Raw genomic sequence first — 22,320 nt, 5'->3', positions numbered from 1 at the left:
TAGCAAAAAGGTATGAAACAAGTAGTGATTTTACTGATTATTATGACTTTGTCAGGTTGCAAAAGTACGATTGAGAATCAAGCAAGCTTAAAAGCAAACAGCACTGCTGCGCTTGATGCATGGCACAAAGCCGCAGCAGATGCGGATTACAATGCCTATTTTAATTTAATGACTGATGATGCTGTTTTCATTGGTACAGATGCAACCGAAAACTGGAATAAAGCAGCTTTTCAAACGTATGCAAAGCCGCATTTTGATAAGGGAAAAGCATGGAGTTTTACTACTTTGGAACGGCATCTTCATTTTGATGCAACGGGTAAAATAGCTTGGTTTGATGAATTGTTGAATACCCAAATGAAGATTTGCCGGGGTTCTGGAGTTTTGGTAAAAATAGGTAAAGAATGGAAAATACAGCAGTATGTGTTGTCAATGACAATACCTAATGAAAATTCGAATGAAGTTATAAAAGTCAAATCCGCCTTGGAAGATGCGATGATAAAAACATTGAAGTCTAAACAATAAATTCATCTAGTATTTCTGATAGAACTCTTTTTTAGCATAAAAAAACCTCTGTTTAGCAGAGGTTTTTTATGAGCTGTAAATTCTATGATTACCAAATTTTGACCCTTTTTTCCGGAGCCAAATACAAGGAATCTGTCGGTTGGATGTTAAAAGCGGTATAAAATTCAGGAATGTTTCTCACTACACCATTAACTCTGAATTTTGCCGGCGAATGTGGGTCAGTAGCGATTTGATTTCGTAGAGCTTCCTCACGAGTTTTATCCAACCAGCATTGCGCCCAGCTTAATAAAACGCGCTGTTCGCCAGTGAAACCATCTAAAACTGGCGATGCTTTTCCTTCCAAGCTCATTTTATACGCTTTTATAGCAATGGATAATCCGCCTAAATCACCAATGTTTTCCCCTTGGGTAAATTCACCATTCACATTGAGATCTGGAAATACTTTGAAATCATTGTATTGTGCTACTAATGCGCCTGTTTTTTGTTTGAAAGCTGCTAAATCACTTGGTGTCCACCAGTTTCTCAGCACTCCGTCACCATCAAAGGTGCTTCCTTGGTCATCAAAACCATGGCCTATTTCATGGCCAATTACTGCGCCGATTCCGCCATAATTTGCTGCGTCTTCTACTCTTACATCAAAGAAAGGCGGTTGTAATATAGCGGCAGGAAATACGATTTCATTAAGTGGTGGATTGTAATAGGCGTTTACGGTTTGTGGAGTCATTCCCCATTCGGTTCTGTCAACCGGTTTTCCTAATTTGTCTGTTGTATTCAAAAGCGGTGGCTTTTTGTTGGTTTCCGTACAAGTCGCCTTTCACGACTTTCAAAGTAGAATAATCTCTCCATTGGTCTGGATAACCAATTTTTGGGGTGAATTTAGAGAGTTTGTCCAAAGCTTGCTTCTTAGTTTCCGGACTCATCCAGTCCAGATTCTTGATGCTTTCTCCATACGCTTTAAGAAGGTTTTTAACTAAAAGAGTCACTTGTTCTTTCGCTTCAGGAGAGAAGTGTTTTTTCACATAGACCTTTCCAACGATTTCACCAAGACTGTTATTTACTCTGTCAACACCTCTTCGCCACATTGGTTGTTGTACTTGTATTCCGCTAAGCGTTTTGCTGTAGAAGTCAAAATTTTCATTGTCTAAAGCGGTATTCAATGATGTTGCCGCTCCATGAATGGCTTTCCATTTCAGGTAGGCTTTCCAAGTAGTTAAAGGGGTAGTTTTTATAATTGTGTTTAGTGATTTAATGTAATCAACTTGTGCAACGACTATATTTTGTTGGTTCTGGATTCTGGCGTTCTGTAACATGCTAGCCCAATTAAAATCAGGCATGAGTTGCTTCAAATCTTTAATAGCATATTTGTTGTTCAGTTTTACGACGTCACGCGTTTGTTCTTTTTTCATGTGTTGCGCAGCCAAAACAGTTTCTAATGCCATGATTTTTTTAGATAAATCAGGTGCATTGGCTATTCCGCCTAGTTGCAGCATTTTCTCGATATGGATTACATATTTTTTTTGTATTTCTTTAGATTTGGCATCTTGAAGCGAGTAATATTCTCTATCAGGTAATCCTAAGCCACCTTGTCAAGAAATGAGCATGTATTGAGTTGGATCTTTTAAATCTTCCATTACCGAAACGGAAAAAGGAATATTGCTTCCGGAAGTGTTTGCATACCCAAAATATGCTGCTAAATCAGTGTAATTGGTAATGGCATCAATTTTTTTGTATTCCGGAAGTAAGGGTGCAATTCCTTTTTGATCTCTCATTTTAGTGTCCATGTAGGCTTCATAAAAGTCTCCGATTTTTTGTTCATCGGAACCGGCTCTAAAAACACCTTTGGAAGAAGCTTCGATAATAGCTTTTACGTCTTCTTGGGATTTTTCATAAACCATATAACCAGCACCATATGAGGCCTTGTCATCCGGTATTTTAGTGTTTTTCATCCAATTACCATTAACATAGGCATTAAAATTGTCCCCTGGCTGAACTGATGTATCCATGTTTCCTGTATTAATACCGGAAAGTACTTTTTCGATTTTTTCCAATGTAGTAAAAGCAACTAACGAAACAATGGGTACTAGTGCTAAAAGCAGAATTTTAAACGGGTTTGGTTTGGATTTCATGATTTTGATTTTTTAGAGAATCAAATGTAATTAAAAAAAGTGGTTTAATTATAACGTATTGATTATTAATAAGTTGAAGTTTTGTTAATTTTAATTTGAAGAGTGACGGCGATAGATACTGCTGGCTTTTTGAAGCTTTTTTTTTAAATTGTGCTGATTTGAACTCAATGAACAAACGCCCGAGCTACTCATCATTTTTTAGTACTTTTAATGTTTAAAAATAAAAATTACGTATTTTGAAACCGGCTTGTAGGTATCGCCCGTTTAGACATGCACACGGTAACATCTTCATTGAAATTCCGCTACAAAGAGGGTAAAAAGTATATTATTGGATCTTCTATTAAAGAAATAATAGTGGGGTAAAAAAATTTATTTCGAGTCAGTGTCAAAAAGGAGTTCTGCTAAGCGATCATCACGTTGATAGATATCATTAAAAAAACTAATTTCGCCAGAATCATTGACCCAAGTAGTGAAATAACCCAAGTGAACCGGAATTTTATTTTTTAGATAGCAAGTAGTTTCCTTACCGCCATCCATCGCTTTCTTAATGCGTTCCACGGGCCAATCAGGATCGTTATTTAAAATTAAATAAGCCAATTCTTGTGCCTTATTTATGTTGATACACCCATGACTATAGGCGCGGTACTCCGACTCAAACAAGGTTGTGGATGGTGAATCGTGTAAGTATATGTCATTTGAACTGGGAAAGATAAATTTTACTTTTCCTAATAGATTTTTTGGACCTGGTTTTTGTCTCACTCGACCCTTATTCCACTCCATGTCATTCTCAATTAAGTAGTTTTTATCTCCATCCATCGCTGTTTTTATTTCGCTTTGAACAATACTTGTTGGGATATTCCAGTAGGGACTAAATACCAGATGACTAATCATACTGCTAAAAATAACGGTTTCATTCATGGTACTACCGACAAAAATATTTGATTCTAATTCGGTTTTGCATTCTCTTTTAAAAAATAGTTTAAAAGAAGGGATGTTCACAATAATGTATTCCGGTGCTTTGTTAAGTTCTGGCGCAATCCAACGGCAACGTTCCATATTTACCATAATTGTTTTGATATAATTTTCAATAGGAATATTTAGCCTTTGAATGTGGCTTGAGGTAATGATTGGATCTGATTTGTAGCCATTTCTTTTTTTGAAATTTAGAATACCAGTCAGCAGCTCTTCATCGTAGCGATTGTTTTTAGAGTCTTTTTTTAAATCACCAGTGATAGCAAGTCGTTGCCTGATTTGAGCAATGGTTTTGGAAGTGTCACCTGGCTTATATTCCCGTATTGAGGAGTCTTTAACAATTACGTTCCAGTCTCCATTTTGTTCCATTTGTTGGTATTTTTTTAACACATCGCGGAGTTTGTAATACTGTCCAAATAGCAAATTATCATCTTTATCTAATGATTGTGGATCGGTTAATAGAGACTGTAGCAGGGTGGTGTAAGAAAGGTTTTTTGGAGGTATAAACCAGCCAATTCCCCTTATTTTTTCAGGATCAATGCCCTTGTAAACTTTTTTGGCATAAAAAACAAACATTGTGGATAGCAGTAATTCAGTTTCAGTAGGAGTGAGAGTTGGCGTTACTTGTTTATTAAAAATGAGAGCAACTTTATCTTTGTAAGCAAAGCTTGACTTTAAGCCTTCTTGCTCGAGTTGATCTACTTTGGAATGGAGTAAATGAGCAAACTCTATAATTCCTTCCTTGTCAAACCATACGGAATGGTAGTTTCGTTTTTTGTACAAAGCCAGTACATCCAATTTGTGTTTTTTTAGATTAGCATATACTTTAAAAAATCTAGTAATGACTAAACTATCCACTTTGATATACGAGATGGTGTTTTTCTTTTCAGGAAGCGGTAGGTTGAAAGAAGTTTTGTTACTTGTCGTGTTTCTTAAACCGAAAGCACTAGAATGTAAAAAACTAAATAACAGTAGTGTAATAAATAAAATAAGGTTTTTCATGGCCTGATTATTTATCTAAAGGTAAACAAAAAATTCCTAGATAGAAAGCGAATTAACAATAAGGGCATAGTGTGAAAGGACGTAAATAGGATATTTGTTTAAAACGTTTTTTCATTTTTTTACCGCGATGGCATTCGGTCTTATATAATTCCTTAATTTTGCCGAAATATTGTAAAAAAGTGGGAAGCAAAAATAAATTAAAAAGATTCAAGGAAAACGAAACATTCACAAATGTTTTTCAACCAACGAGAGAGGAAGTAGTAGGAGATTTATTTCCCCTTAGAGGAAAATGGAATTCTGAATTTTTCAAAAATGATAATCCCTTAGTGCTAGAATTAGGTTGCGGAAAAGGAGAGTATGCGGTAGGTCTTGCCGAAAGATATCCTAATAAAAACTTTGTTGGAATTGATATTAAGGGAGCCCGTTTTTGGCGCGGTGCCAAAACTGCAGTTGAAACTGGCCTTCATAATGTGGCGTTTATCCGAACTCAAATTGAATTAATCAATCATATTTTTGCCGAAAACGAAGTGGACGAAATATGGATTACTTTTCCAGATCCACAAATCAAATACAAACGGACAAAACACAGAATGACCAACTCTGAATTTTTGCAATTGTATAAAAAAGTACTCAAGAAAGACGGTGTTGTGAACTTAAAAACCGATAGTGAGTTTATGCATGGTTATACTTTAGGGTTGTTGCACGGGGAAGGACATGAAGTGCTGTATGCCAATCATAATGTATATGTAAATGAAGGAAGTCCAGAGGAAGTGACTGCTTTTCAAACTTTTTATGAGAAACAATATTTGCAAGTTAACAAAGCAATTACGTATATTCGATTCAAAATTAAACAGTAGTTTTGTATTTGAAATAGATTTTTTTGATTTTGCACTTGGCCTATGAATTTAATTACTTCTTTGTTTTTGGGTTTTGTTACTGCCTTCGTAGGGATTACACCTCCGGGATTGATTAATATGACAGCTGCCAAAGTGAATCTTAAAGAAGGAAAGAGAAGTGCTTTTTGGTTTGTTTTAGGAGCCGTAATTGTAATTTTCTTTCAAGCTGCACTAGCCATATTTTTTGCCCAGTTTATTAAGGAACGACCAGATGTAATTGTTTTATTGCGGGAAGTAGGTTTTGGGATTTTTTCAGCATTAACAATCTATTTTTTGTTGATCGCTAAAAAGCCAAAAAAGAAAAAAGGTAAAATAAAAAAAAAGAGTACCTCCACCCGTTTTTTTCTCGGAATGCTGCTTTCAGCACTGAATTTTTTTCCTATTCCTTATTACGTCTTTGTAAGTGTCACTTTAGCGTCGTACAATCTCTTTTACTTTGATAATGCACACGTTTTTATTTTTGTTTCAGGAGTGGTATTGGGTTCTTTTTTGGTATTCTATTTCTATATTACCTTTTTCCAAAAAATACAAGATAAAACAGATTATTTGATGCGCAATATGAATACTATTATTGGAAGCATCACAGGATTAATATCATTAGTTACCTTGATCAATATCATAAGGTATTATCTAAAGTAATTTCTGTAAATTAAAAATAGATACCTTTTTTATCCATTTAGAAGTATGGCAAACGATAATTTTTTCGAAAAAGTATATGCAATTGCGAGGCAAATTCCATTTGGGAAAGTCACTTCGTACGGAGCAATTGCTAAAGCTTTAGGAACTGCTCGTTCAGCTCGAATGGTGGGTTGGGCGATGAATGCTTCGCATAATCTGGACGATGTTCCTGCACATCGGGTAGTTAACAGAAAGGGATTGCTGACAGGGAAATTGCATTTTGACGGAACGAATCTCATGCAGCAATTATTAGAAAATGAAGGGATAGTTGTGGTTGAAAATCAGATTGTAGATTTCGAAAAGCATTTTTGGCAGCCGGAAGTTAGGATTGAGTAATCGATAATGGAGCACTACTTAAGTATTCATGGTCGAAAAAATAGATTGGTTCCTGATAATCTCCACCAATTTCTTCATCAATAAATCCAATCCAATTCCTTTATTTAAAGAACTTAATCCGCTATCTTTGTAATCTGAAATCAGTTTAAATAAAGATAATATTCTGGCGATACATTGCCAATAGAAAACAGTTAACTAAAAATGAAATTAGATAGAAAAGATATTCTTAAAGCTTTAGAAACGATTACTATAGCTGGAGAAGGAAAAAACATGGTGGAGAGTGGAGCAATTGCAAATGTAATTACTTTTGGTGATGAGGTTGTAGTTGATTTAGTTTTGCACACACCAGCCATGCATATTAAAAAACGGGCAGAAGATGACATTAAAAAAGCAATTCTTGAATTAGTATCTTCTGGTGCAAAAATAAAAATCAATAGTAAAGTAGAGGTTCCGGACAAACCAGAAATCAAAGGGAAGCAAATCCCTGGAATAAAAAATATCATAGGAGTAGCTTCTGGTAAAGGAGGAGTAGGGAAATCTACTGTTACTGCTAATCTAGCGGTGTCTTTAGCAAAAATGGGATTCTCAGTTGGGATTCTTGATGCTGATATTTATGGGCCGTCGATGCCTATTATGTTTGATGTTGAAAGCGAGAAACCAATTTCTGTAACCGTTGATGGGAAATCAAAAATGAAACCTGTTGAAAGTTACGAAGTTAAAATTCTTTCTATTGGATTTTTTACAGCGCCAAGTCAAGCGGTGATCTGGAGAGGACCCATGGCTTCTAAAGCGTTGAACCAAATGATATTTGATGCTGATTGGGGAGAATTAGACTTCATGTTAGTCGATTTGCCACCGGGGACTGGAGATATTCATCTTTCGATTGTACAATCATTGCCTATCACGGGTGTTGTAATTGTAAGTACGCCCCAAGCGGTTGCTTTGGCTGATGCCAAAAAAGGAGTTTCCATGTTTATGTCTGAAGCGATAAATGTTCCAGTTTTAGGAATTATAGAGAACATGGCCTATTTCACACCAGAAGAACTACCTGAAAATAAATACTACATCTTTGGAAAAGAGGGAGCTAGAAATCTAGCAGATGATTTAGAAGTACCGTTTTTAGGCGAAGTGCCCATAGTACAATCCATTCGAGAAGCAGGAGATTACGGCCGACCTGCAGCAATGCAAGCAGGTTCAATAATTGAAACTGTTTTTGAAGAAATTACGAGAAATGTAGTACGCGAAGTTATCAACAGAAATGAAAGTTTACCAGCCACAGAAGCGGTTAAGATTACAACGATGGCGGGTTGTTCAGCAGTGAAAAAAAATTAGAAAATTGACAATTAGAGAAGTAGAAAAAGTACAAATTAGGATCTTTTAAATGATTTCTACTCTTTACATTTTCTACTCTTTAAATCTATAAACAAACAAAATGACAACAGAAGAATTAACAATAGAAGTTCAAAAGGCACTAGAAGAAATTAGACCCTTTTTGAATTCAGATGGTGGGGACATTACGCTGATTTCTATCGAGGATGGTAAACACGTAAAAGTTCGCCTTGAAGGAGCTTGTACTAGTTGCAGTGTGAACCAAATGACACTGAGAGCTGGTGTGGAAACTACCATCAAAAAGTTTGCTCCCCAAATTGAAACTGTTGTAAATATCATGTAAATACATTAAAATTATCCCTTTAAAAGAAAATACCTGTTTTAATAGGTATTAGATTTTTTTAAAAGGGGTATTTTTTTGATGATTTATTCGTGGTTTTTTTGTACTGTTAAAATCGCTAATTTCTAATGGTTTTTCTAACTAAGGCGCTCAAATCTTCCACGACTTCCAGTATGCTATAAATTGATAACCAACCAATTCCAAATTTAAATAAATGGATGTATTAATAAAAATTAAAGACAGAGAAGGAATTGTACATGAACTGCAAGCTCCTACGGATATGGCTATGAATATCATGGAATTATGTAAAGCTTATGAGCTTCCTGTAGAAGGAACTTGTGGCGGGATGGCCATGTGTGCATCTTGTCAATGTTATGTTTTGAACGATGTGGTCTTGCCAGAAATGGGTGATGATGAAGAAGCCATGTTGTCAGAGGCATTTTATGTCAAATCAAACAGCCGTTTGGGCTGTCAAATACCAATCACCGAAAGCCTTGATGGATTAGAACTGGAGTTGGCTCCGGAGAATTAATAAGAAAGCGAGAAGAGATTCTCGCTTTTTATTTATAATCTTTTAAGTTGGTTGGACCTTCCAGCACTTCTCTAACTACCTGAAGAATGCCATTTTCCTTAGTGTCTATAAACCATTTTATCAATGTTATCGTTCCATTTGCAATTTCGATTCCGGTGATGCTTCTGGGATGTACGCAACTTCCATCATTGAAATATGGAGTTGAATTTGGGCTTGGATAAGAAAAACTGGGGCGATGGGTGTGTCCCACAATAGTAATTTTTCGATTGTTGTTTTCAATCCACTTTTTGATACGGAGTTCAATTTTTATTCGTTCAATGTAATTTTTAGCTGGACTCGTTGGGTCAGAAATGCCCCATATTTGCAATGGTTTCCATAATATTCGTACCATAAACCGATTGATTTTCCAACCGATGTAATTCATGAAATCAGCTTGATGGCCGTGCGTTAAAAACAATTCTTGATTCGTTTCCAGATGGACTAAAACAAGAGCTTCATGGCATTGTATCCCAGTAAATAAAGGTTCTATTCTGTCGTTTTGGGTATTTGTATAGGTGGTAAGTGTTTTTGCTACATGATCTTTATTTCGAAAAGTCATTTCATGATTGCCCCAAATTTTATGATATCTATTGGAATCATGGAACTTCTTTAGTAAAAGATAAACATTTTTGTGCGCTTCAAAGATGGTTTTAAAAAAAATATTCTCCCATAATTCATCACCATCTCCCAATTCGCAATATGTAAAGCCTTCATTGTAATATTGATTCATCGCATGAAAATAAACATTTCTATTGCTTGCAAAATCATCAGCAAAACTATTGTCGCTTCTGTGGCAATCACTAAAGAGAATAAATTTTGATTGATCATCAAAAGGAATTCTGTGGGCTTCTTTGTAAGCTCTAGTTAATCGTTCTTGGGAAGACATTTATTTAATTTAAAAATAAAGATAAAAAAAATAGCTAATAAAGCTATTTTTTCATTGGTTCTTATTTTAAGAAGTTATTTTTGTTAATTTAATTTTAGATCTAATTCATTTCTAAACGATACTTACATTTATTTGGGTAAATTGGGTCTATGCCATTTCTACATTCATTATAATAGTCTCTTCAATAGCATCCCAAAGACCAATGCGTTTTTCTAAGGCTAATTTAGAAACCTCTTCTACATCCGACCATTTTTGTGCATCCGTACCGCAAAGTTCTGTGATCATTTCCATTGCCATTGGTCCGTGTTCGTCAGCATCTAATTCGATGTGTCTTTCGAAATAATAGATCAATTTAGTTAAGTCAGTTTCGGGGAAATTGGCTTGAAAATTTTTAAGGATTTCAGTGAACATACTCGGAATTAAATCTTCTCTTCCAAAAGTGAAGGCAGCTGCAATTTCATGCGCTTTTCCTTCTTCGATAACGCGGAAAGTAAAATCTAAAAAAGCTTTGATATTAGGGTGTAAATTACTTGTTTTTATAGCAACAAATATGTTTTTAAGGGAGTTTACTTCCTGAAGAAATTGTTCGATTCCAGCGGTACTCGCTCCACAAACTTGCATTGCTTCAATGTACATTTCATAATGACTAGATCGTCGCCCATCAATTGTCAGGTCAGATTCTTCTGCTACTACAATTTCGTTTATAAGGTACCTAGTCTGAGGATTGGGTGTGGCAAACCATGGTGTTGTTGTGCAGGTTAATTTAGATTGTAATGCCTTTAACAATGACATAAAGTCCCAAACTGCATAAACATGATTTTCAAGAAAACACTGGAGATCTTCTACGGTTTTTACTTTTTTATATAAAGAATGTTGTAACAATAGTTCTTTTTGTGGCTGAATACTATTGTTGATTTTTGCAATATTCATAGGTGGTATTTTTTGTGTAAATATAAAAAAGCTTCTTGTTTCCAAGAAGCTTTTACTATCAATTTTATAAATACTTTAATAGTCGTTTATTACTATTTAAAGGCTGGAATTCCAGTAATATCCATACCAGTAATTAGTAGGTGTATGTCATGAGTTCCTTCGTAGGTAATTACAGATTCTAGATTCATCATGTGTCGCATAATAGAATATTCTCCGGTTATTCCCATTCCTCCTAATATCTGTCTGGCTTCTCGAGCTATGTTAATGGCCATGTCTACGTTATTTCTTTTTGCCATCGAAATTTGAGCGGTTGTTGCGCGTCCTTCATTTCTTAAAACACCCAATCTCCAAGTTAATAATTGTGCTTTTGTGATTTCAGTAATCATTTCGGCTAGTTTCTTTTGTTGCAATTGCGTTCCTGCAATAGGTTTGTCAAACTGTATTCTCTCTTTTGCATAGCGCAAAGCAGTATCGTAACAATCCATGGCAGCGCCAATTGCACCCCAAGCAATTCCATAACGCGCAGAATCAAGACAGCCTAGTGGCGCTCCTAATCCAGATTTATTGGGTAATAGGTTTTCTTTAGGAACTTTTACGTTATCAAAAATTAATTCCCCTGTTGAAGAGGCACGAAGCGACCATTTATTATGTGTCTCAGGAGTAGAAAAACCTTCCATTCCGCGTTCTACAATTAAACCGTGAATTCTTCCTTCTTCATTTTTTGCCCAAACAATAGCAATATCAGCAAAGGGAGCATTTGAAATCCACATTTTTGCACCATTCAATAAATAATGGTCACCCATATCTTTAAAGTTGGTAATCATACTTCCTGGATCTGAACCGTAATTTGGTTCCGTTAATCCAAAACAGCCCATGTATTCTCCGGTAGCTAACTTAGGTAGATATTTTACGCGTTGTTCTTCATTTCCGTATTTCCAAATTGGGTACATCACTAGAGAAGATTGCACAGATGATGTAGAACGAACACCAGAGTCTCCACGCTCAATTTCTTGCATGATCAGTCCATAGGAAATTTGATCTAAACCTGCGCCGCCATATTCCTCAGGAATATAAGGGCCAAATCCGCCAATTTCTCCCAAACCTTTTATGATTTGTTTTGGGAATTCTGCCTTTTGAGCATATTCTTCTATTATAGGGGAAACTTCTTTCTTGACCCACGCTCGGGCAGAATCACGAACTAGTTTATGCTCTTCGGTTAGTAAATCGTCTAAGTTATAGTAATCTGGAGATTGAAATAAGTCTGGTTTCATGGTTTTATGAATTTTATAGAGTACAAATTTACATAAAGAAATATAACAAAAGCATTAACAATTGTTATATTTTTCCATATTTGATTTGTTTCTTCTCACAATTAAGTTCTAAAGTACAACGAAAGTTTAAATTAAATGGGAAACCAAGAAAATTTAGGATTTGTTTAAAAGAAGTTTTTTACATTTTCAAATAAAAATCGGTAGTTAATTCTACATATTCTGGAGTGTAAATATGTCTTGCAGTTTCGATAATTAATTCGTCAATTGGAAAATCTACATTTTCTTTGCGGCTAAATGCCAATAAACTTCTCTTTATTTCGGTAGTTGGAGTTCCTTTCACTCGGGTGATTTGTATTGGATACAACTCATATTCTTTGGTTATAGCTAAAAAAGGAGCTTCCTCTTTAAAGGGAATAATTACGGAGAAAATTCCGTTTTCGGATAGTAACAAATCAGCAGCTTCAATAAGGTCTTCAAAAGGCATCGCATCTTGAAAACGCGCTAAATCACGTTTTGCACTTTCTGTTTTATAGTCTTCTGAGTAAAAAGGTGGATTAGAAATGATGAGATCGTATTCGTCTTCGGGTTCGTCTATAAACTCATCCAAGCCAGCATGAAAACAAAAGAGGCGATCGCTCCAAGGAGAGTTTTCAAAATTATCTACGGATTGTTCATAGGCTTCTTCGTCAATTTCCAGTGCATCAATTTGCTCCGCATTGGTTCTTTGTGCCAACATTAAGGCTATGATACCTGTTCCTGTGCCAATGTCTAAAATGCTAATAGGATTATTGGTTATTGGAGTCCAAGCACCTAATAAAACACCATCAGTACCAATCTTCATGGCACAACGATCTTGTTGGACAGTAAATTTTTTGAATTGGAACACAATGATTTAAGATTGAGGATTAGCGTTTACTGATTTCAGATTTTTTTTGAACTGAATACTAAAACCGGAATATTTTTGTAGATGATCAACGATATGTGAATGGGTATTTGTGGGACTAAACACTATCATTCAAAGTTGAACATTTTTTTATAAGTACATTTCGATAAGTCCCTCAGGCAAGTCCATGATGACCTTCTTGTTTTCACGGTCTATTTTAACTAGGAAATGGTCAATCATAGGAATGAGGATTTCTACTTCTCCATTAAGCACTTCGAAAAGAGGTTGGGCAGTAGTGTCATTTATGGATTGAATTTTTCCAACAACTCCTAAGCGTTTGTCTTCGACTTCAAAACCAATTACTTCGTGAAAGTAGAATTTGTTACCAGTAAGTTTCGGTAACATTTTTAAAGGAAGGTAGATGGCATTTCCTAGTATGGCATCGGCATCTTCTTCAGTATTCATGTCTTCAAAACGAATTCGGAGGAAATCATTTTTGTGCAGGGAACTGCTTTCAATAAAAAAAGGAACCAAGTGTTTGTTGCATTCAACAAACACTGATTCCAAGTTTTCGTATAACTCAGGTTCGTCCGTGTCTAAATAGGCAAGAACTTCCCCTTTGAAACTAAATTTTTTAGCGATTTTACCTAAGTAGAAACAATCTTCTTTACGCATCTTCGCTGTTAAAATTATGCTTCAGTTGTTTCGTTATTTTCTTCTGCAGCAGGAGTTTCTTCAGCCACAGCTTCAACTTCTTCTTCTACAGCAGGAGTAGCAGCAGCAATGGCATCTGCTTCAGCTTGTGCAGCTGCAGCTAAACGTTTTGCATTTACATCTTGTTCTGCTTTGAAAGCTTTAGCTTTAACATCAGCTTGTGCTTTAGTTAAACCGTCTTTTTTAGCATCAACTGTTCCTGTTTTTGCTTCTAACCAAGTCGCTAATTTTGCATCAGCTTGTTCTTGAGTTAAAGCTCCTTTACGAATACCACCATCAAGGTGATGTTTCAATAAAGCTCCTTTGTAAGAAAGAATTGCTTTTGCAGTATCAGTTGGTTGAGCACCATTGTGCAACCATTTTACTGCGCTATCAAGGTTTAAGTCGATAGTTGCTGGGTTTGTGTTTGGATTATAAGTACCTATTTTTTCTAAGTATTTACCATCTCTTTTTGAGCGAGCATCTGCTGCTACAACCCAGTAAAAAGGTTTTCCTTTTTTACCGTGTCTTTGTAATCTAATTTTTACTGACATAATCTTGTGATTAAATTTTGAGGTACTCGACCTCGATTAATTAAGGGTGCAAAGATACATTTTTTATTGATAATCGCTAATCCAAGTCGTGTTTTAATCGATGGTATTGTGTCGCGTGTGATTTTGATGGCTATTTTTTTATACGGAGTTTATTTTTTTAAACTTTAATACCTTATTTTTGTTACTTCAAAATTGGTTTTATGAAAAAATATATCATGTTTCTTGTGGTGTTTTTTGCAGTACTTTCTTGTGAGGAAGACGTTAGGTTTAATAATCCTTCTTTTCAAGGTATGAAGAACAATGTGTTTTGGAGGGCCGTGCAGGCAAAAGCGACCTTAGCGTCCGATGGATCTGTATTGATCGAAGCCTACACTGGAACCGAAGTAATGTCTTTGAAAATGACTTCTACCACAACGCAGAAATATCCTTTGGGCTCAAGTAATTCAAAAACGGCTGTTTATGTCGTAAATCAAGGAAATAGCGAAATCAAATATACAACAGGAATTGATATTGGAAATGGTGAAATAATAATAACCGAATATGATTCTGAAAATAATACAATATCAGGAACTTTTAAATTTAATGCTGAAAATGTTGATGACAACTCCCCAGCAGATCCCGTTTTGAATTTTCAGCAAGGCGTTTTTTACAAGGTTCCGGTAAGTGTCCTTGTTCCTTAAAATATAGGTTTTAAGGTTTACTAACCACATGCACTTGCTGTTTTATCCGCACTACTTTCATTTTAAATTTAAAATAAAATCATAAATAAGCTAATATATAGTAGATTAGAAAAAAAATGCAGTACATTTGTTGTATTATTTAAATAAGTACATATGAATATTTTTGTTGGAAGCCTTCCATTCAGTATTGAGGAAGCAGATTTAAGAGAGTCTTTCGAGGCTTACGGAGCAGTTGATTCAGTTAAAATTATTACTGATAAATTTACTGGAAGAAGTAAAGGATTTGGTTTTGTTGAGATGCCAAATGATGAAGAAGCTCAAAAAGCTATTGACGAATTGAACGGTGCAACTGTTCAAGGACGTGCAATTGTAGTAAACAAATCTGAGCCTAAACCAGAAGGCGAAAGAAGAAGTTTTAACAATAACAGTCGTGGTGGAGATTCACGCGGTGGTTATGGTGGTGGAAACAGCCGTGGTGGAGAAAACCGTGGTGGTGGAAACAGAGGAGGATATTAATATTTTTTTCTACAACTATAAAAAAAGGTGTCAATGTAAATTGACACCTTTTTTGTTTTAATTTTTTTGTAGAGACTGCAGTGCGTCTCTACAAAAAAACAATTTGTTTTACAAATTAGCAACTAACCAGTCACCAACTTCGCTGGTTTTATAGGTTTTAGCATCTTTGGTGGCCAGATCTTCAGTTACAATTCCTTGTTCTAAAGATTTATTCACCACTGCTCTAATAGCTTCTGCTTCTTCTTTTAATCCAAACGCATCTTCAAACATCATCGCTGCAGATAAAACAGTCGCTAACGGATTCGCAATATTCAATCCAGTTGCTTGCGGATAGGAGCCGTGAATGGGTTCGTATAATGAAGTATGTTCTCCTACAGAGGCTGACGGCATTAATCCCATCGATCCAGAAATTACGGATGCTTCATCCGTTAAAATATCTCCAAATAGGTTTTCAGTAATTAATACGTCATACGAATTAGGCCATTGTACTAATCGCATAGCAACAGCATCTACAAATTCATAACTTACTGTAACTTCAGGATAGTCTTTTTCCATTGCTTGTACCGTTTCTCGCCATAATCGAGAGGTTTCTAAAACATTGGCTTTGTCAACACAACAGAGTTTTTTAGTTCTGGTCATTGCTAATTCGAAACCTTTTTTGGCTAAGCGTTGTACCTCAACTCTTGTATATGTGCACGTGTCATAAGCAGTTTCGCCTCCATCTAGTCTTCCTTTTTCTCCAAAATATATCCCACCAGTTAATTCTCTTAGGAAAACCAAGTCCGTTCCTTCGATACGTTCTCTTTTTAGAGGGGAATTGTCAATTAGTGAAGGAAATGTAAAAGTAGGACGGACATTAGCAAATAAGCCCAATTTTTTTCTCATTAATAACAATCCTTGTTCGGGACGAACAGGAGCACTTGGGTCATTATCGAATTTTGGATGTCCAACAGCTCCGAACAATACTGCATCTGCTTTCATACAAATTTCATGCGTTTCGTCTGGGTAAGGAACTCCAACGGCATCAATGGCACAAGCACCTGTAAGTGCTGGTGTCCAAATAATTTCGTGATTGAATTTTTTTGCAATAGCATCGGAAACTTTTACGGCCTCATTGATTACTTCGGGTCCAATTCCGTCCCCAGCTAAAAGTGCGATTGTATATTTCATGTCTTAAAGTTTGATTTTTCTGTTCTCAGCCACTTTCGAAGAAAAGAAAGCTGAGATGTAGTAGAAATGTTTTTTTTAGTGTTTTAGTTCTTTTTCAGTTTTGTCTCCCTGTCCTTCGAGTACGGTTGGGGAGGGGATGACATTCAACATTTTTTGCGTGGCTATAATTGCTGCCACCGTTTGATCGGAATCTAATCCTCTTGTTTTAAATTCTTTTCCGTTGTTGATCCAGGTAATTATGGTTTCACATAATGCATCTGAACTACTTCCAGGTGGGATTCGTACTGCATAATCAATCAATTTAGGTAGTTCTAAATTTTTGCTTTTGTAAATTTTTGCTAATGCATTCATAAAAGCATCAAATTGTCCATCACCTTGTGCATGCTCTTCGATAACTTCTCCATCTATTTTTAAAGAGAGGGTGGTGGATGGGCGCATTCCTTTTGCATGGGATAAGATATATGATTCCACTACGATTTTTTCTTCATAGGTCTGGCTGTCTAAAACATCTGATATGATATATGGTAAATCTTCTTTCGTGACCGTTTCTTTTTTGTCGCCTAATTCGATAATTCTTTGGGTAACTAATTTTAGGTCTTCTTGATTCAATTGTAATCCCAGTTCCTGCAGATTTTTCTCAATATTAGCTTTTCCCGATGTTTTTCCAAGTGCATATTTTCGTTTTCTCCCAAAGCGTTCTGGTAGTAAATCATTAAAATATAAGTTATTTTTATTATCGCCATCAGCATGAATTCCTGCTGTTTGTGTAAAGACATTATCGCCAACTATAGGTTTGTTAGCAGGAATTCTGTAGCCTGTAAAAGTTTCAACCAACTTACTGACAGAGTATAAGGAAGATTCTTTTACGCTTATTTCTATTTCTGGTAAAAAGTCATTGATGACAGCAACGGTGCTTTCTAGAGGGGCGTTTCCAGCACGTTCTCCCATTCCATTTACGGTGACATGAAGCCCCTGAATCCCTGCTTTTACCGCTTCCATTACGTTAGCAATACTCAAATCATAATCATTGTGGGCGTGAAAGTCAAAATGGATATTTGGGTATTTGTTTATAATTTTCGAAATAAACGTGAACGTTTCAGAAGGAATTAAAACACCTAGTGTATCAGGTAATAAGATTCTTTTAACGGGTTGCGTTGTTAAAAAATCTAGGTATTGAAAAACATATTCGGGTGAATTTCGCATGCCATTGCTCCAATCTTCGAGATACACGTTAGTTTCAATATTGTGAGCTGCGGCCAAAGCTATCGTTTGGGCGATTTCAGAAAAATGTTGTTCTGGTGTCTTTTTTAATTGATGTGTTAGGTGATTAAGTGATCCTTTAGTCAATAAGTTTTGAACTTTAGCTCCCGTTTTTTTCATCCATTCGATGGAAAGCCCGCCGTCTACGAAGGTCAAAACTTCGATTCGGTCGTTGTATCCTTTGGCTGAAGCCCATGCCATAATCCCTTTCACTCCTTGAAATTCGCCTTCGCTAACTCGTGCAGAGGCAATTTCAATTCGATCAACATTTAATTCTTCCAGCAACAATTGCGCAATGGTTAGTTTTTCGGCAGCAGAAAAAGATACTCCAGAGGTTTGTTCTCCGTCACGTAGTGTCGTATCCATTATTTCAATCTTTCTTTTTTCCATTTCTAAATTTGATGCTAATACGATTTTTGACGGATAGATTTAAAACCGTACAATTTTTTTATAAAATAATAAAAGCAGTTTCGAATTGCAGCGATCTTTTTAACGCTGAAGTACCTGCATTTTTAAGTTATTAGTAGGGAAGTTCATTTGCAAATGCGATTACTTCCTCTTTTATGTTTTGTAGATAGTCAATATCATCAAATCCATTGATCATATTATCTTTTTTGTATCCTGAAATATCAAAAGATTCTTTTTCTCCAGTTGCTTTAAGTATAATGGTCTGTTCTGGAAGGTTGACTTCTATTTCTGTTTTAGGATCTGCTGCTATCGCTTTGAAAATTTTATCGGCAAATGGAGCGCTTACTTGAACAGGAAGTACGCCCACATTTAAGCAGTTGTTTCTAAAAATGTCAGCAAAAAAACTAGAAACTACACAACGGAAGCCATAGTCATAAACTGCCCAAGCCGCATGTTCTCTGGATGATCCAGATCCAAAGTTTCTCCCGCCAACAAGGATTTGTCCGCTATAAGTGGGATTGTTTAAAACGAAATCTAATTTTGGAGAATCATCATTATTATATCTCCAGTCGCGGAAAAGGTTGTCACCAAAGCCAACGCGTTCTGTTGCTTTTAGAAAACGTGCGGGAATAATTTGATCCGTATCTACATTTTCTATAGAAAGGGGAACTGCAGTGCTGGTAAGAGTCGTAAATTTATCGTAAGCCATTGTAATTTTGGATTTTTGATTTTTGATTAACGATTTTTGATTTTTGATTTTCGTTGAAAAAATAAATCTTGGTCGCCACTATTTTATATATCTATTAAAAAGCGAAGTTGAAAGTTGAGTAGTTTTTCGATATCTGAAATCAAAAATCGTTAATCTACCTGTAGTAATCTTTTACAACAACTCTCGTGGATCCGTCAATATTCCAGTCACTGCCGCTGCCGCAGCCATAAAGGGACTGGCTAATAACGTTCTGGAACCAGGTCCTTGACGTCCTTCAAAATTCCTGTTGGAAGTACTAACAGCGTATTTTCCAGCTGGCACTTTATCGTCGTTCATCGCTAGACATGCAGAGCAACCTGGTTGACGCAATACAAAACCTGACTCAGTCAATATATCAAGAATTCCTTCTTCTTTTATTTGTGCTTCGACAACATGTGATCCTGGAACGAGCCACGCTGTAACGTTAGCGGCTTTTTGGCGGCCTTTTACAATTGATGCAAAAGCTCTAAAGTCTTCAATACGACCGTTAGTACAACTGCCCAAAAAAACGTAATCAATTTGTTTGCCTATCATGGCTTCTCCTTGCTGGAATCCCATATAACCTAAAGATTTGGCATAGGTTTCTGCTCCTTCAACAACATCCTTAGCATTTGGAATACTTTTAGAAATTCCCAAGCCCATACCAGGATTAGTCCCGTACGTAATCATTGGTTCAATGTCAGAAGCTTCAAAGTTGATTTCTTCATCAAATTTAGCATCCACATCTGTTTTTAAGGTTTTCCAATAGGCAACTGCTGTATCCCATGCGGCACCTTTTGGAGCAAATAAACGCCCTTCTAAATAATCAAATGTCGTTTGATCTGGAGCTATCATTCCTCCACGAGCTCCCATTTCGATACTTAAATTGCAAACGGTCATACGGCCTTCCATAGTCATATTTTCAAAAACTTTTCCTGCGTATTCTACAAAATAACCGGTAGCACCTGAAGTGGATAGTTTTGATATAATATAAAGAGCAACATCTTTTGGCGTAACTCCTAACTGAAGATCACCAGCGACGCTAACGCGCATTTTTTTAGGTTTTGGTTGCATGATACATTGGGTAGAAAGTACCATTTCTACCTCAGAAGTACCGATTCCAAAAGCAATAGCACCAAAGGCACCGTGAGTCGATGTATGTGAATCGCCACAGACAATGGTTGCACCCGGTAATGTAATTCCGTTTTCAGGACCCACGACATGAACGATTCCATTTTTTGAGTTTCCTAATCCCCAGTGGCTAATTCCGTATTCTTTGGAGTTTTCTTCTAAAGCTTTTAGTTGGTTAGCAGATAATGGGTCTTCAACGGGTAAATGTTGATTTATGGTTGGGGTATTATGATCGGCAGTAGCAAAAGTACGCTCTGGATATAAAACCGAGATTCCTCTTTCTTTTAAACCTAAAAAAGCAACAGGGCTTGTAACTTCATGAATAAAATGTCGGTCAATAAAAAACACATCTGGTCCATCTTCAATTTTACGCACCACGTGCGAATCCCATACTTTGTCAAATAATGTAGTACTCATTGTAATATTTTTTTAAGTGTATTTCTTCTTTTACAACTCATAAAACAGTAGTAGTTGTAACGGTCAAAGCAAATTTAATAAAAGTAATAAAGGCGTCAATTTGGATTACTCATTATATACGATGCCCAAACTGTTTTTATTGAGTCCTAGAGTTGCGTTTCGATAATTATCTTTTTGTATTCCTTTTGTGTTTTTATTTTGTTCCATGGTAAATCGGCTTGTATTGTTTTTTGCTGCTGTTTTAATAAATTATTGATCTGTCTTATTTTGGCCTTTTTTATTCGTTATTGTTGATCATTTCACGCTAAAACAGGATTTAAATGATTATTATTTAGTGAATGTTTATAATTAGTTTTTTTAAGGATTGCCGTCAATTATTTTTCATTAAAAAAAAACAATGTTTTTTTTTAATGAAATACTACGACATCCAATAAACTATTTTCTCTCGCTTTCAGAACTTTTCAAGAGTCACATAGAGATTTTGAATGCACAAGAATACATTGGAATTTCCGAGGGCACTGAAAAACATCGCTTATTTTGATTAGCGTAGTTTTTTAGACAATAAAAAGACGCTTATAACAGGATTTTAAATATCCGTTTTAAGCGTTTTTATTTTTATAACTGTTTTTTATTTTAGGCTGTAACCGTCTATTTTTTGATTTATATTGGTTCATTTTGCATAATGCGCATGTAGATTACATCTCCTACTTTAATTTCAGCATTCTTTTTAAGTTGATTGCGAAAATTGCTATAGCACCTTGCATTTGCATATTGGTAATGCCATACGATATTGCTCTATTATAACTATGTACATTTTTTAACTCACTGCTTTTCGCTTCTATTTTGTATCGGTGTTTTGCTTTTTCTTTATAATAATCAGTTTCTTGAAAGGCAATTTGTTCTTGATGTAAATCAGATTTTATTGATACAAAGTATGTTTTTGTTCTTGACCCTTTTTTAAAGCAACCTTCTTTTGAAGAGGAGTTCTTGCATTTTTCCACATCAAAATAGTAGGTGTCTACTTGATTTCTTCCAACATTTTTTTTACCTTGAACAGCCTTTCGTATAGCCATATTACCTGCAGGGAAAACAAAGCAGAACACAATACGACTACGGATGAAATTTTACTGTTTGATGCAGAGGTTCCTGATTCTCACAGAGAGCAATTGCAAAAGTTGAAATTGAATTTAGTGAAGACGCAACAAACGGCCACTCAAGAAAGACTTGCTGTCACTAAAAATAGTGTTGATTTGGCACATAAAAAAGCGAATAACTGGGGAGAAACAAGACCAGAATGGGGCTTGGCTAAAAATGCGGGATTTATTGTTGGCCCGCGAGAATTAACAAAAAATCATAATCTGGACGGACGATGCTTTCTACATTCCTATGACTGGGAAACAGATGAAAATGGCAAAGCGTTAAAAGCCATAATGCAAGGTCCTATGGTAGTGACGCAATGGTTAAACAACCACTACTATTTTTCAACGGTGGATAATAAAGTTTTTGGAGGAGGTTCAAAAATCACCCATAATATTACTGGTAAATTTGGTGTGGTGCAAGGTAATGGAGGAGATTTAAAAATGGGACTTCCGCTGCAATCGGTAATGGAGTCTGACCTAGAAATGTATCACCAGCCTTTACGATTATCAGTACTAATACAAGCGCCACTATCAAGGGTCAGCGCCGTTCTTGCAAGAAATGAACATCTTAAAAATCTTCTAGATAATAAATGGATTTATTTAATGGTTATGGATCCATTAGAAGCCAATACAATAATTCATTATCAACAAAAGTTCAGTTGGGTTACCGCTAATCAAGAAAGTGCCACTAAAAAAGAGGTGGAGATGATGACTCTATAGATACTACGCTATCACATAGAGAAAGCTGTTTCGTAATTTGAAGTAGCCTTCTTTGTTTTTAATTGTTTGCTTTCGCAAGAAAAGTACCAATCGGTTTCGTTCCGATATTATCTTTACGCCGTTAATGGTGGCTTGCTCAATTATTATACTATGTTTTAAATTT

Annotated in this window: 22 protein-coding genes and 2 pseudogenes; 10 read left to right on the top strand and 14 right to left on the bottom strand. The window is 35.8% G+C overall.

All coding sequences use genetic code 11. From position 1 onward, the window contains the following. The first annotated feature begins 12 nt into the window (after positions 1-12). The gene (locus tag BLS90_RS04875; protein ID WP_091255881.1) at positions 13-522 is read left to right on the top strand and encodes a nuclear transport factor 2 family protein; all 510 of its coding nucleotides are present in this window, start codon (positions 13-15) and stop codon (positions 520-522) included. An 88-nt stretch (positions 523-610) separates the two neighbouring features. Here BLS90_RS04875 and BLS90_RS16985 read toward each other — a convergent pair whose 3' ends face one another. The 3 genes and pseudogenes from BLS90_RS16985 to BLS90_RS04865 all read right to left on the bottom strand — a co-directional run bounded on the left by BLS90_RS16985 (position 611) and on the right by BLS90_RS04865 (position 4,622). Further along, positions 611-1,297: a M13-type metalloendopeptidase gene (locus tag BLS90_RS16985; protein WP_220083868.1), complete on the bottom strand. Its 687-nt coding sequence runs from the start codon at positions 1,295-1,297 to the stop codon at positions 611-613. After that, positions 1,263-2,525: pseudogene (locus BLS90_RS16980) on the bottom strand (hypothetical protein). Before BLS90_RS16980 ends, BLS90_RS16985 begins: the two are co-directional and overlap by 35 nt. Before the next feature lie 492 nt (positions 2,526-3,017). After that, positions 3,018-4,622, bottom strand: coding sequence for a L,D-transpeptidase family protein (locus BLS90_RS04865; protein WP_091255878.1), 1,605 nt, complete (start codon positions 4,620-4,622; stop codon positions 3,018-3,020). A 179-nt stretch (positions 4,623-4,801) separates the two neighbouring features. On the opposite strand from BLS90_RS04865, the gene trmB reads away from it, so the two are divergent. The 6 genes from trmB (at position 4,802) to BLS90_RS04835 (ending at position 8,733) form a co-directional block, all read left to right on the top strand. Further along, complete coding sequence (trmB, locus tag BLS90_RS04860) at positions 4,802-5,479, top strand: tRNA (guanosine(46)-N7)-methyltransferase TrmB (RefSeq protein WP_091255876.1); 678 nt, start codon at positions 4,802-4,804, stop codon at positions 5,477-5,479. A 42-nt stretch (positions 5,480-5,521) separates the two neighbouring features. Further along, the gene (locus BLS90_RS04855; protein WP_091255874.1) at positions 5,522-6,157 is read left to right on the top strand and encodes a LysE family transporter; all 636 of its coding nucleotides are present in this window, start codon (positions 5,522-5,524) and stop codon (positions 6,155-6,157) included. A gap of 45 nt (positions 6,158-6,202) precedes the next feature. Continuing rightward, the gene (locus BLS90_RS04850) at positions 6,203-6,532 is read left to right on the top strand and encodes an MGMT family protein (RefSeq protein WP_091255871.1); all 330 of its coding nucleotides are present in this window, start codon (positions 6,203-6,205) and stop codon (positions 6,530-6,532) included. 201 nt (positions 6,533-6,733) lie between these two features. Next, on the top strand, positions 6,734-7,864 hold the full coding sequence (locus tag BLS90_RS04845; RefSeq protein WP_091255869.1) for an Mrp/NBP35 family ATP-binding protein: 1,131 nt from the start codon (positions 6,734-6,736) through the stop codon (positions 7,862-7,864). 100 nt (positions 7,865-7,964) lie between these two features. Further along, a complete protein-coding gene (locus BLS90_RS04840; protein ID WP_073353585.1) occupies positions 7,965-8,204 on the top strand; it encodes a NifU family protein in 240 nt (79 codons plus the stop codon). Between the two features lie 211 nt (positions 8,205-8,415). Next, positions 8,416-8,733, top strand: coding sequence for a 2Fe-2S iron-sulfur cluster-binding protein (locus tag BLS90_RS04835; RefSeq protein WP_091255867.1), 318 nt, complete (start codon positions 8,416-8,418; stop codon positions 8,731-8,733). Between the two features lie 28 nt (positions 8,734-8,761). Here BLS90_RS04835 and BLS90_RS04830 read toward each other — a convergent pair whose 3' ends face one another. The 6 genes from BLS90_RS04830 to BLS90_RS04805 form a co-directional block, all read right to left on the bottom strand. Further along, on the bottom strand, positions 8,762-9,658 hold the full coding sequence (locus tag BLS90_RS04830; RefSeq protein ID WP_091255864.1) for a serine/threonine protein phosphatase: 897 nt from the start codon (positions 9,656-9,658) through the stop codon (positions 8,762-8,764). A 147-nt stretch (positions 9,659-9,805) separates the two neighbouring features. Beyond that, a complete protein-coding gene (locus tag BLS90_RS04825) occupies positions 9,806-10,588 on the bottom strand; it encodes a DUF3050 domain-containing protein (protein WP_091255861.1) in 783 nt (260 codons plus the stop codon). Between the two features lie 92 nt (positions 10,589-10,680). Further along, positions 10,681-11,859: an acyl-CoA dehydrogenase family protein gene (locus BLS90_RS04820; RefSeq protein WP_091255858.1), complete on the bottom strand. Its 1,179-nt coding sequence runs from the start codon at positions 11,857-11,859 to the stop codon at positions 10,681-10,683. 178 nt (positions 11,860-12,037) lie between these two features. After that, entirely contained in the window at positions 12,038-12,745 is a 708-nt protein-coding gene (locus BLS90_RS04815) for a tRNA1(Val) (adenine(37)-N6)-methyltransferase (protein WP_091255856.1), read from the bottom strand. 147 nt (positions 12,746-12,892) lie between these two features. Continuing rightward, positions 12,893-13,417, bottom strand: coding sequence for a ribosome maturation factor RimM (gene rimM / locus BLS90_RS04810; RefSeq protein WP_091255853.1), 525 nt, complete (start codon positions 13,415-13,417; stop codon positions 12,893-12,895). Between the two features lie 14 nt (positions 13,418-13,431). Continuing rightward, the gene (locus tag BLS90_RS04805; RefSeq protein ID WP_091255851.1) at positions 13,432-13,989 is read right to left on the bottom strand and encodes a 30S ribosomal protein S16; all 558 of its coding nucleotides are present in this window, start codon (positions 13,987-13,989) and stop codon (positions 13,432-13,434) included. Between the two features lie 200 nt (positions 13,990-14,189). Between BLS90_RS04805 and BLS90_RS04800 the strand changes: the two genes are divergently transcribed. Both BLS90_RS04800 and BLS90_RS04795 read left to right on the top strand, forming a co-directional pair. Next, a complete protein-coding gene (locus tag BLS90_RS04800) occupies positions 14,190-14,669 on the top strand; it encodes a DUF6252 family protein (RefSeq protein ID WP_091255848.1) in 480 nt (159 codons plus the stop codon). 153 nt (positions 14,670-14,822) lie between these two features. Continuing rightward, on the top strand, positions 14,823-15,185 hold the full coding sequence (locus BLS90_RS04795; protein ID WP_091255845.1) for an RNA recognition motif domain-containing protein: 363 nt from the start codon (positions 14,823-14,825) through the stop codon (positions 15,183-15,185). Between the two features lie 108 nt (positions 15,186-15,293). On the opposite strand, the gene leuB is transcribed toward BLS90_RS04795, so the two are convergent. The 5 genes and pseudogenes from leuB to BLS90_RS04770 all read right to left on the bottom strand — a co-directional run. After that, positions 15,294-16,355, bottom strand: coding sequence for a 3-isopropylmalate dehydrogenase (leuB, locus tag BLS90_RS04790; protein ID WP_073353596.1), 1,062 nt, complete (start codon positions 16,353-16,355; stop codon positions 15,294-15,296). 75 nt (positions 16,356-16,430) lie between these two features. Continuing rightward, on the bottom strand, positions 16,431-18,005 hold the full coding sequence (locus tag BLS90_RS04785; protein WP_091255843.1) for an alpha-isopropylmalate synthase regulatory domain-containing protein: 1,575 nt from the start codon (positions 18,003-18,005) through the stop codon (positions 16,431-16,433). A gap of 130 nt (positions 18,006-18,135) precedes the next feature. Then, on the bottom strand, positions 18,136-18,732 hold the full coding sequence (gene leuD / locus BLS90_RS04780) for a 3-isopropylmalate dehydratase small subunit (RefSeq protein ID WP_091255840.1): 597 nt from the start codon (positions 18,730-18,732) through the stop codon (positions 18,136-18,138). Positions 18,733-18,903: 171 nt separating this feature from the next. Beyond that, positions 18,904-20,298, bottom strand: coding sequence for a 3-isopropylmalate dehydratase large subunit (gene leuC, locus BLS90_RS04775; protein WP_091255838.1), 1,395 nt, complete (start codon positions 20,296-20,298; stop codon positions 18,904-18,906). Between the two features lie 704 nt (positions 20,299-21,002). Continuing rightward, positions 21,003-21,392, bottom strand: a pseudogene (locus BLS90_RS04770) (transposase); the annotation flags it as partial. On the opposite strand from BLS90_RS04770, the gene BLS90_RS04765 reads away from it, so the two are divergent. Beyond that, positions 21,321-22,157: a putative inorganic carbon transporter subunit DabA gene (locus BLS90_RS04765; RefSeq protein ID WP_317039378.1), complete on the top strand. Its 837-nt coding sequence runs from the start codon at positions 21,321-21,323 to the stop codon at positions 22,155-22,157. The pseudogene BLS90_RS04770 and the gene BLS90_RS04765 sit on opposite strands and share 72 nt — an antisense overlap. The last annotated feature ends 163 nt before the right edge of the window (positions 22,158-22,320 follow it).

The organism is Flavobacterium omnivorum, from assembly GCF_900099915.1.
GTDB classification, from domain to species: Bacteria; Bacteroidota; Bacteroidia; order Flavobacteriales; family Flavobacteriaceae; genus Flavobacterium; species Flavobacterium omnivorum.
This window is presented reverse-complemented; position numbering and strand designations above follow the sequence as displayed.

Excerpts from the sequence above, each read along its gene's own strand:
- BLS90_RS04840 (WP_073353585.1), top strand. The coding sequence starts at position 7,965 with ATGACAACAGAAGAATTAACAATAGAAGTTCAAAAGGCACTAGAAGAA.
- BLS90_RS04825 (WP_091255861.1), bottom strand. The coding sequence starts at position 10,588 with ATGAATATTGCAAAAATCAACAATAGTATTCAGCCACAAAAAGAACTA.
- leuD (WP_091255840.1), bottom strand. The coding sequence starts at position 18,732 with ATGGCTTACGATAAATTTACGACTCTTACCAGCACTGCAGTTCCCCTT.
- BLS90_RS04805 (WP_091255851.1), bottom strand. The coding sequence starts at position 13,989 with ATGTCAGTAAAAATTAGATTACAAAGACACGGTAAAAAAGGAAAACCT.
- BLS90_RS04875 (WP_091255881.1), top strand. The coding sequence starts at position 13 with ATGAAACAAGTAGTGATTTTACTGATTATTATGACTTTGTCAGGTTGC.
- BLS90_RS04835 (WP_091255867.1), top strand. The coding sequence starts at position 8,416 with ATGGATGTATTAATAAAAATTAAAGACAGAGAAGGAATTGTACATGAA.
- BLS90_RS04795 (WP_091255845.1), top strand. The coding sequence starts at position 14,823 with ATGAATATTTTTGTTGGAAGCCTTCCATTCAGTATTGAGGAAGCAGAT.
- leuB (WP_073353596.1), bottom strand. The coding sequence starts at position 16,355 with ATGAAATATACAATCGCACTTTTAGCTGGGGACGGAATTGGACCCGAA.
- BLS90_RS04865 (WP_091255878.1), bottom strand. The coding sequence starts at position 4,622 with ATGAAAAACCTTATTTTATTTATTACACTACTGTTATTTAGTTTTTTA.
- rimM (WP_091255853.1), bottom strand. The coding sequence starts at position 13,417 with ATGCGTAAAGAAGATTGTTTCTACTTAGGTAAAATCGCTAAAAAATTT.
- BLS90_RS04800 (WP_091255848.1), top strand. The coding sequence starts at position 14,190 with ATGAAAAAATATATCATGTTTCTTGTGGTGTTTTTTGCAGTACTTTCT.
- BLS90_RS04845 (WP_091255869.1), top strand. The coding sequence starts at position 6,734 with ATGAAATTAGATAGAAAAGATATTCTTAAAGCTTTAGAAACGATTACT.
- BLS90_RS04830 (WP_091255864.1), bottom strand. The coding sequence starts at position 9,658 with ATGTCTTCCCAAGAACGATTAACTAGAGCTTACAAAGAAGCCCACAGA.
- BLS90_RS04820 (WP_091255858.1), bottom strand. The coding sequence starts at position 11,859 with ATGAAACCAGACTTATTTCAATCTCCAGATTACTATAACTTAGACGAT.
- leuC (WP_091255838.1), bottom strand. The coding sequence starts at position 20,298 with ATGAGTACTACATTATTTGACAAAGTATGGGATTCGCACGTGGTGCGT.
- BLS90_RS04785 (WP_091255843.1), bottom strand. The coding sequence starts at position 18,005 with ATGGAAAAAAGAAAGATTGAAATAATGGATACGACACTACGTGACGGA.
- BLS90_RS04855 (WP_091255874.1), top strand. The coding sequence starts at position 5,522 with ATGAATTTAATTACTTCTTTGTTTTTGGGTTTTGTTACTGCCTTCGTA.
- BLS90_RS04850 (WP_091255871.1), top strand. The coding sequence starts at position 6,203 with ATGGCAAACGATAATTTTTTCGAAAAAGTATATGCAATTGCGAGGCAA.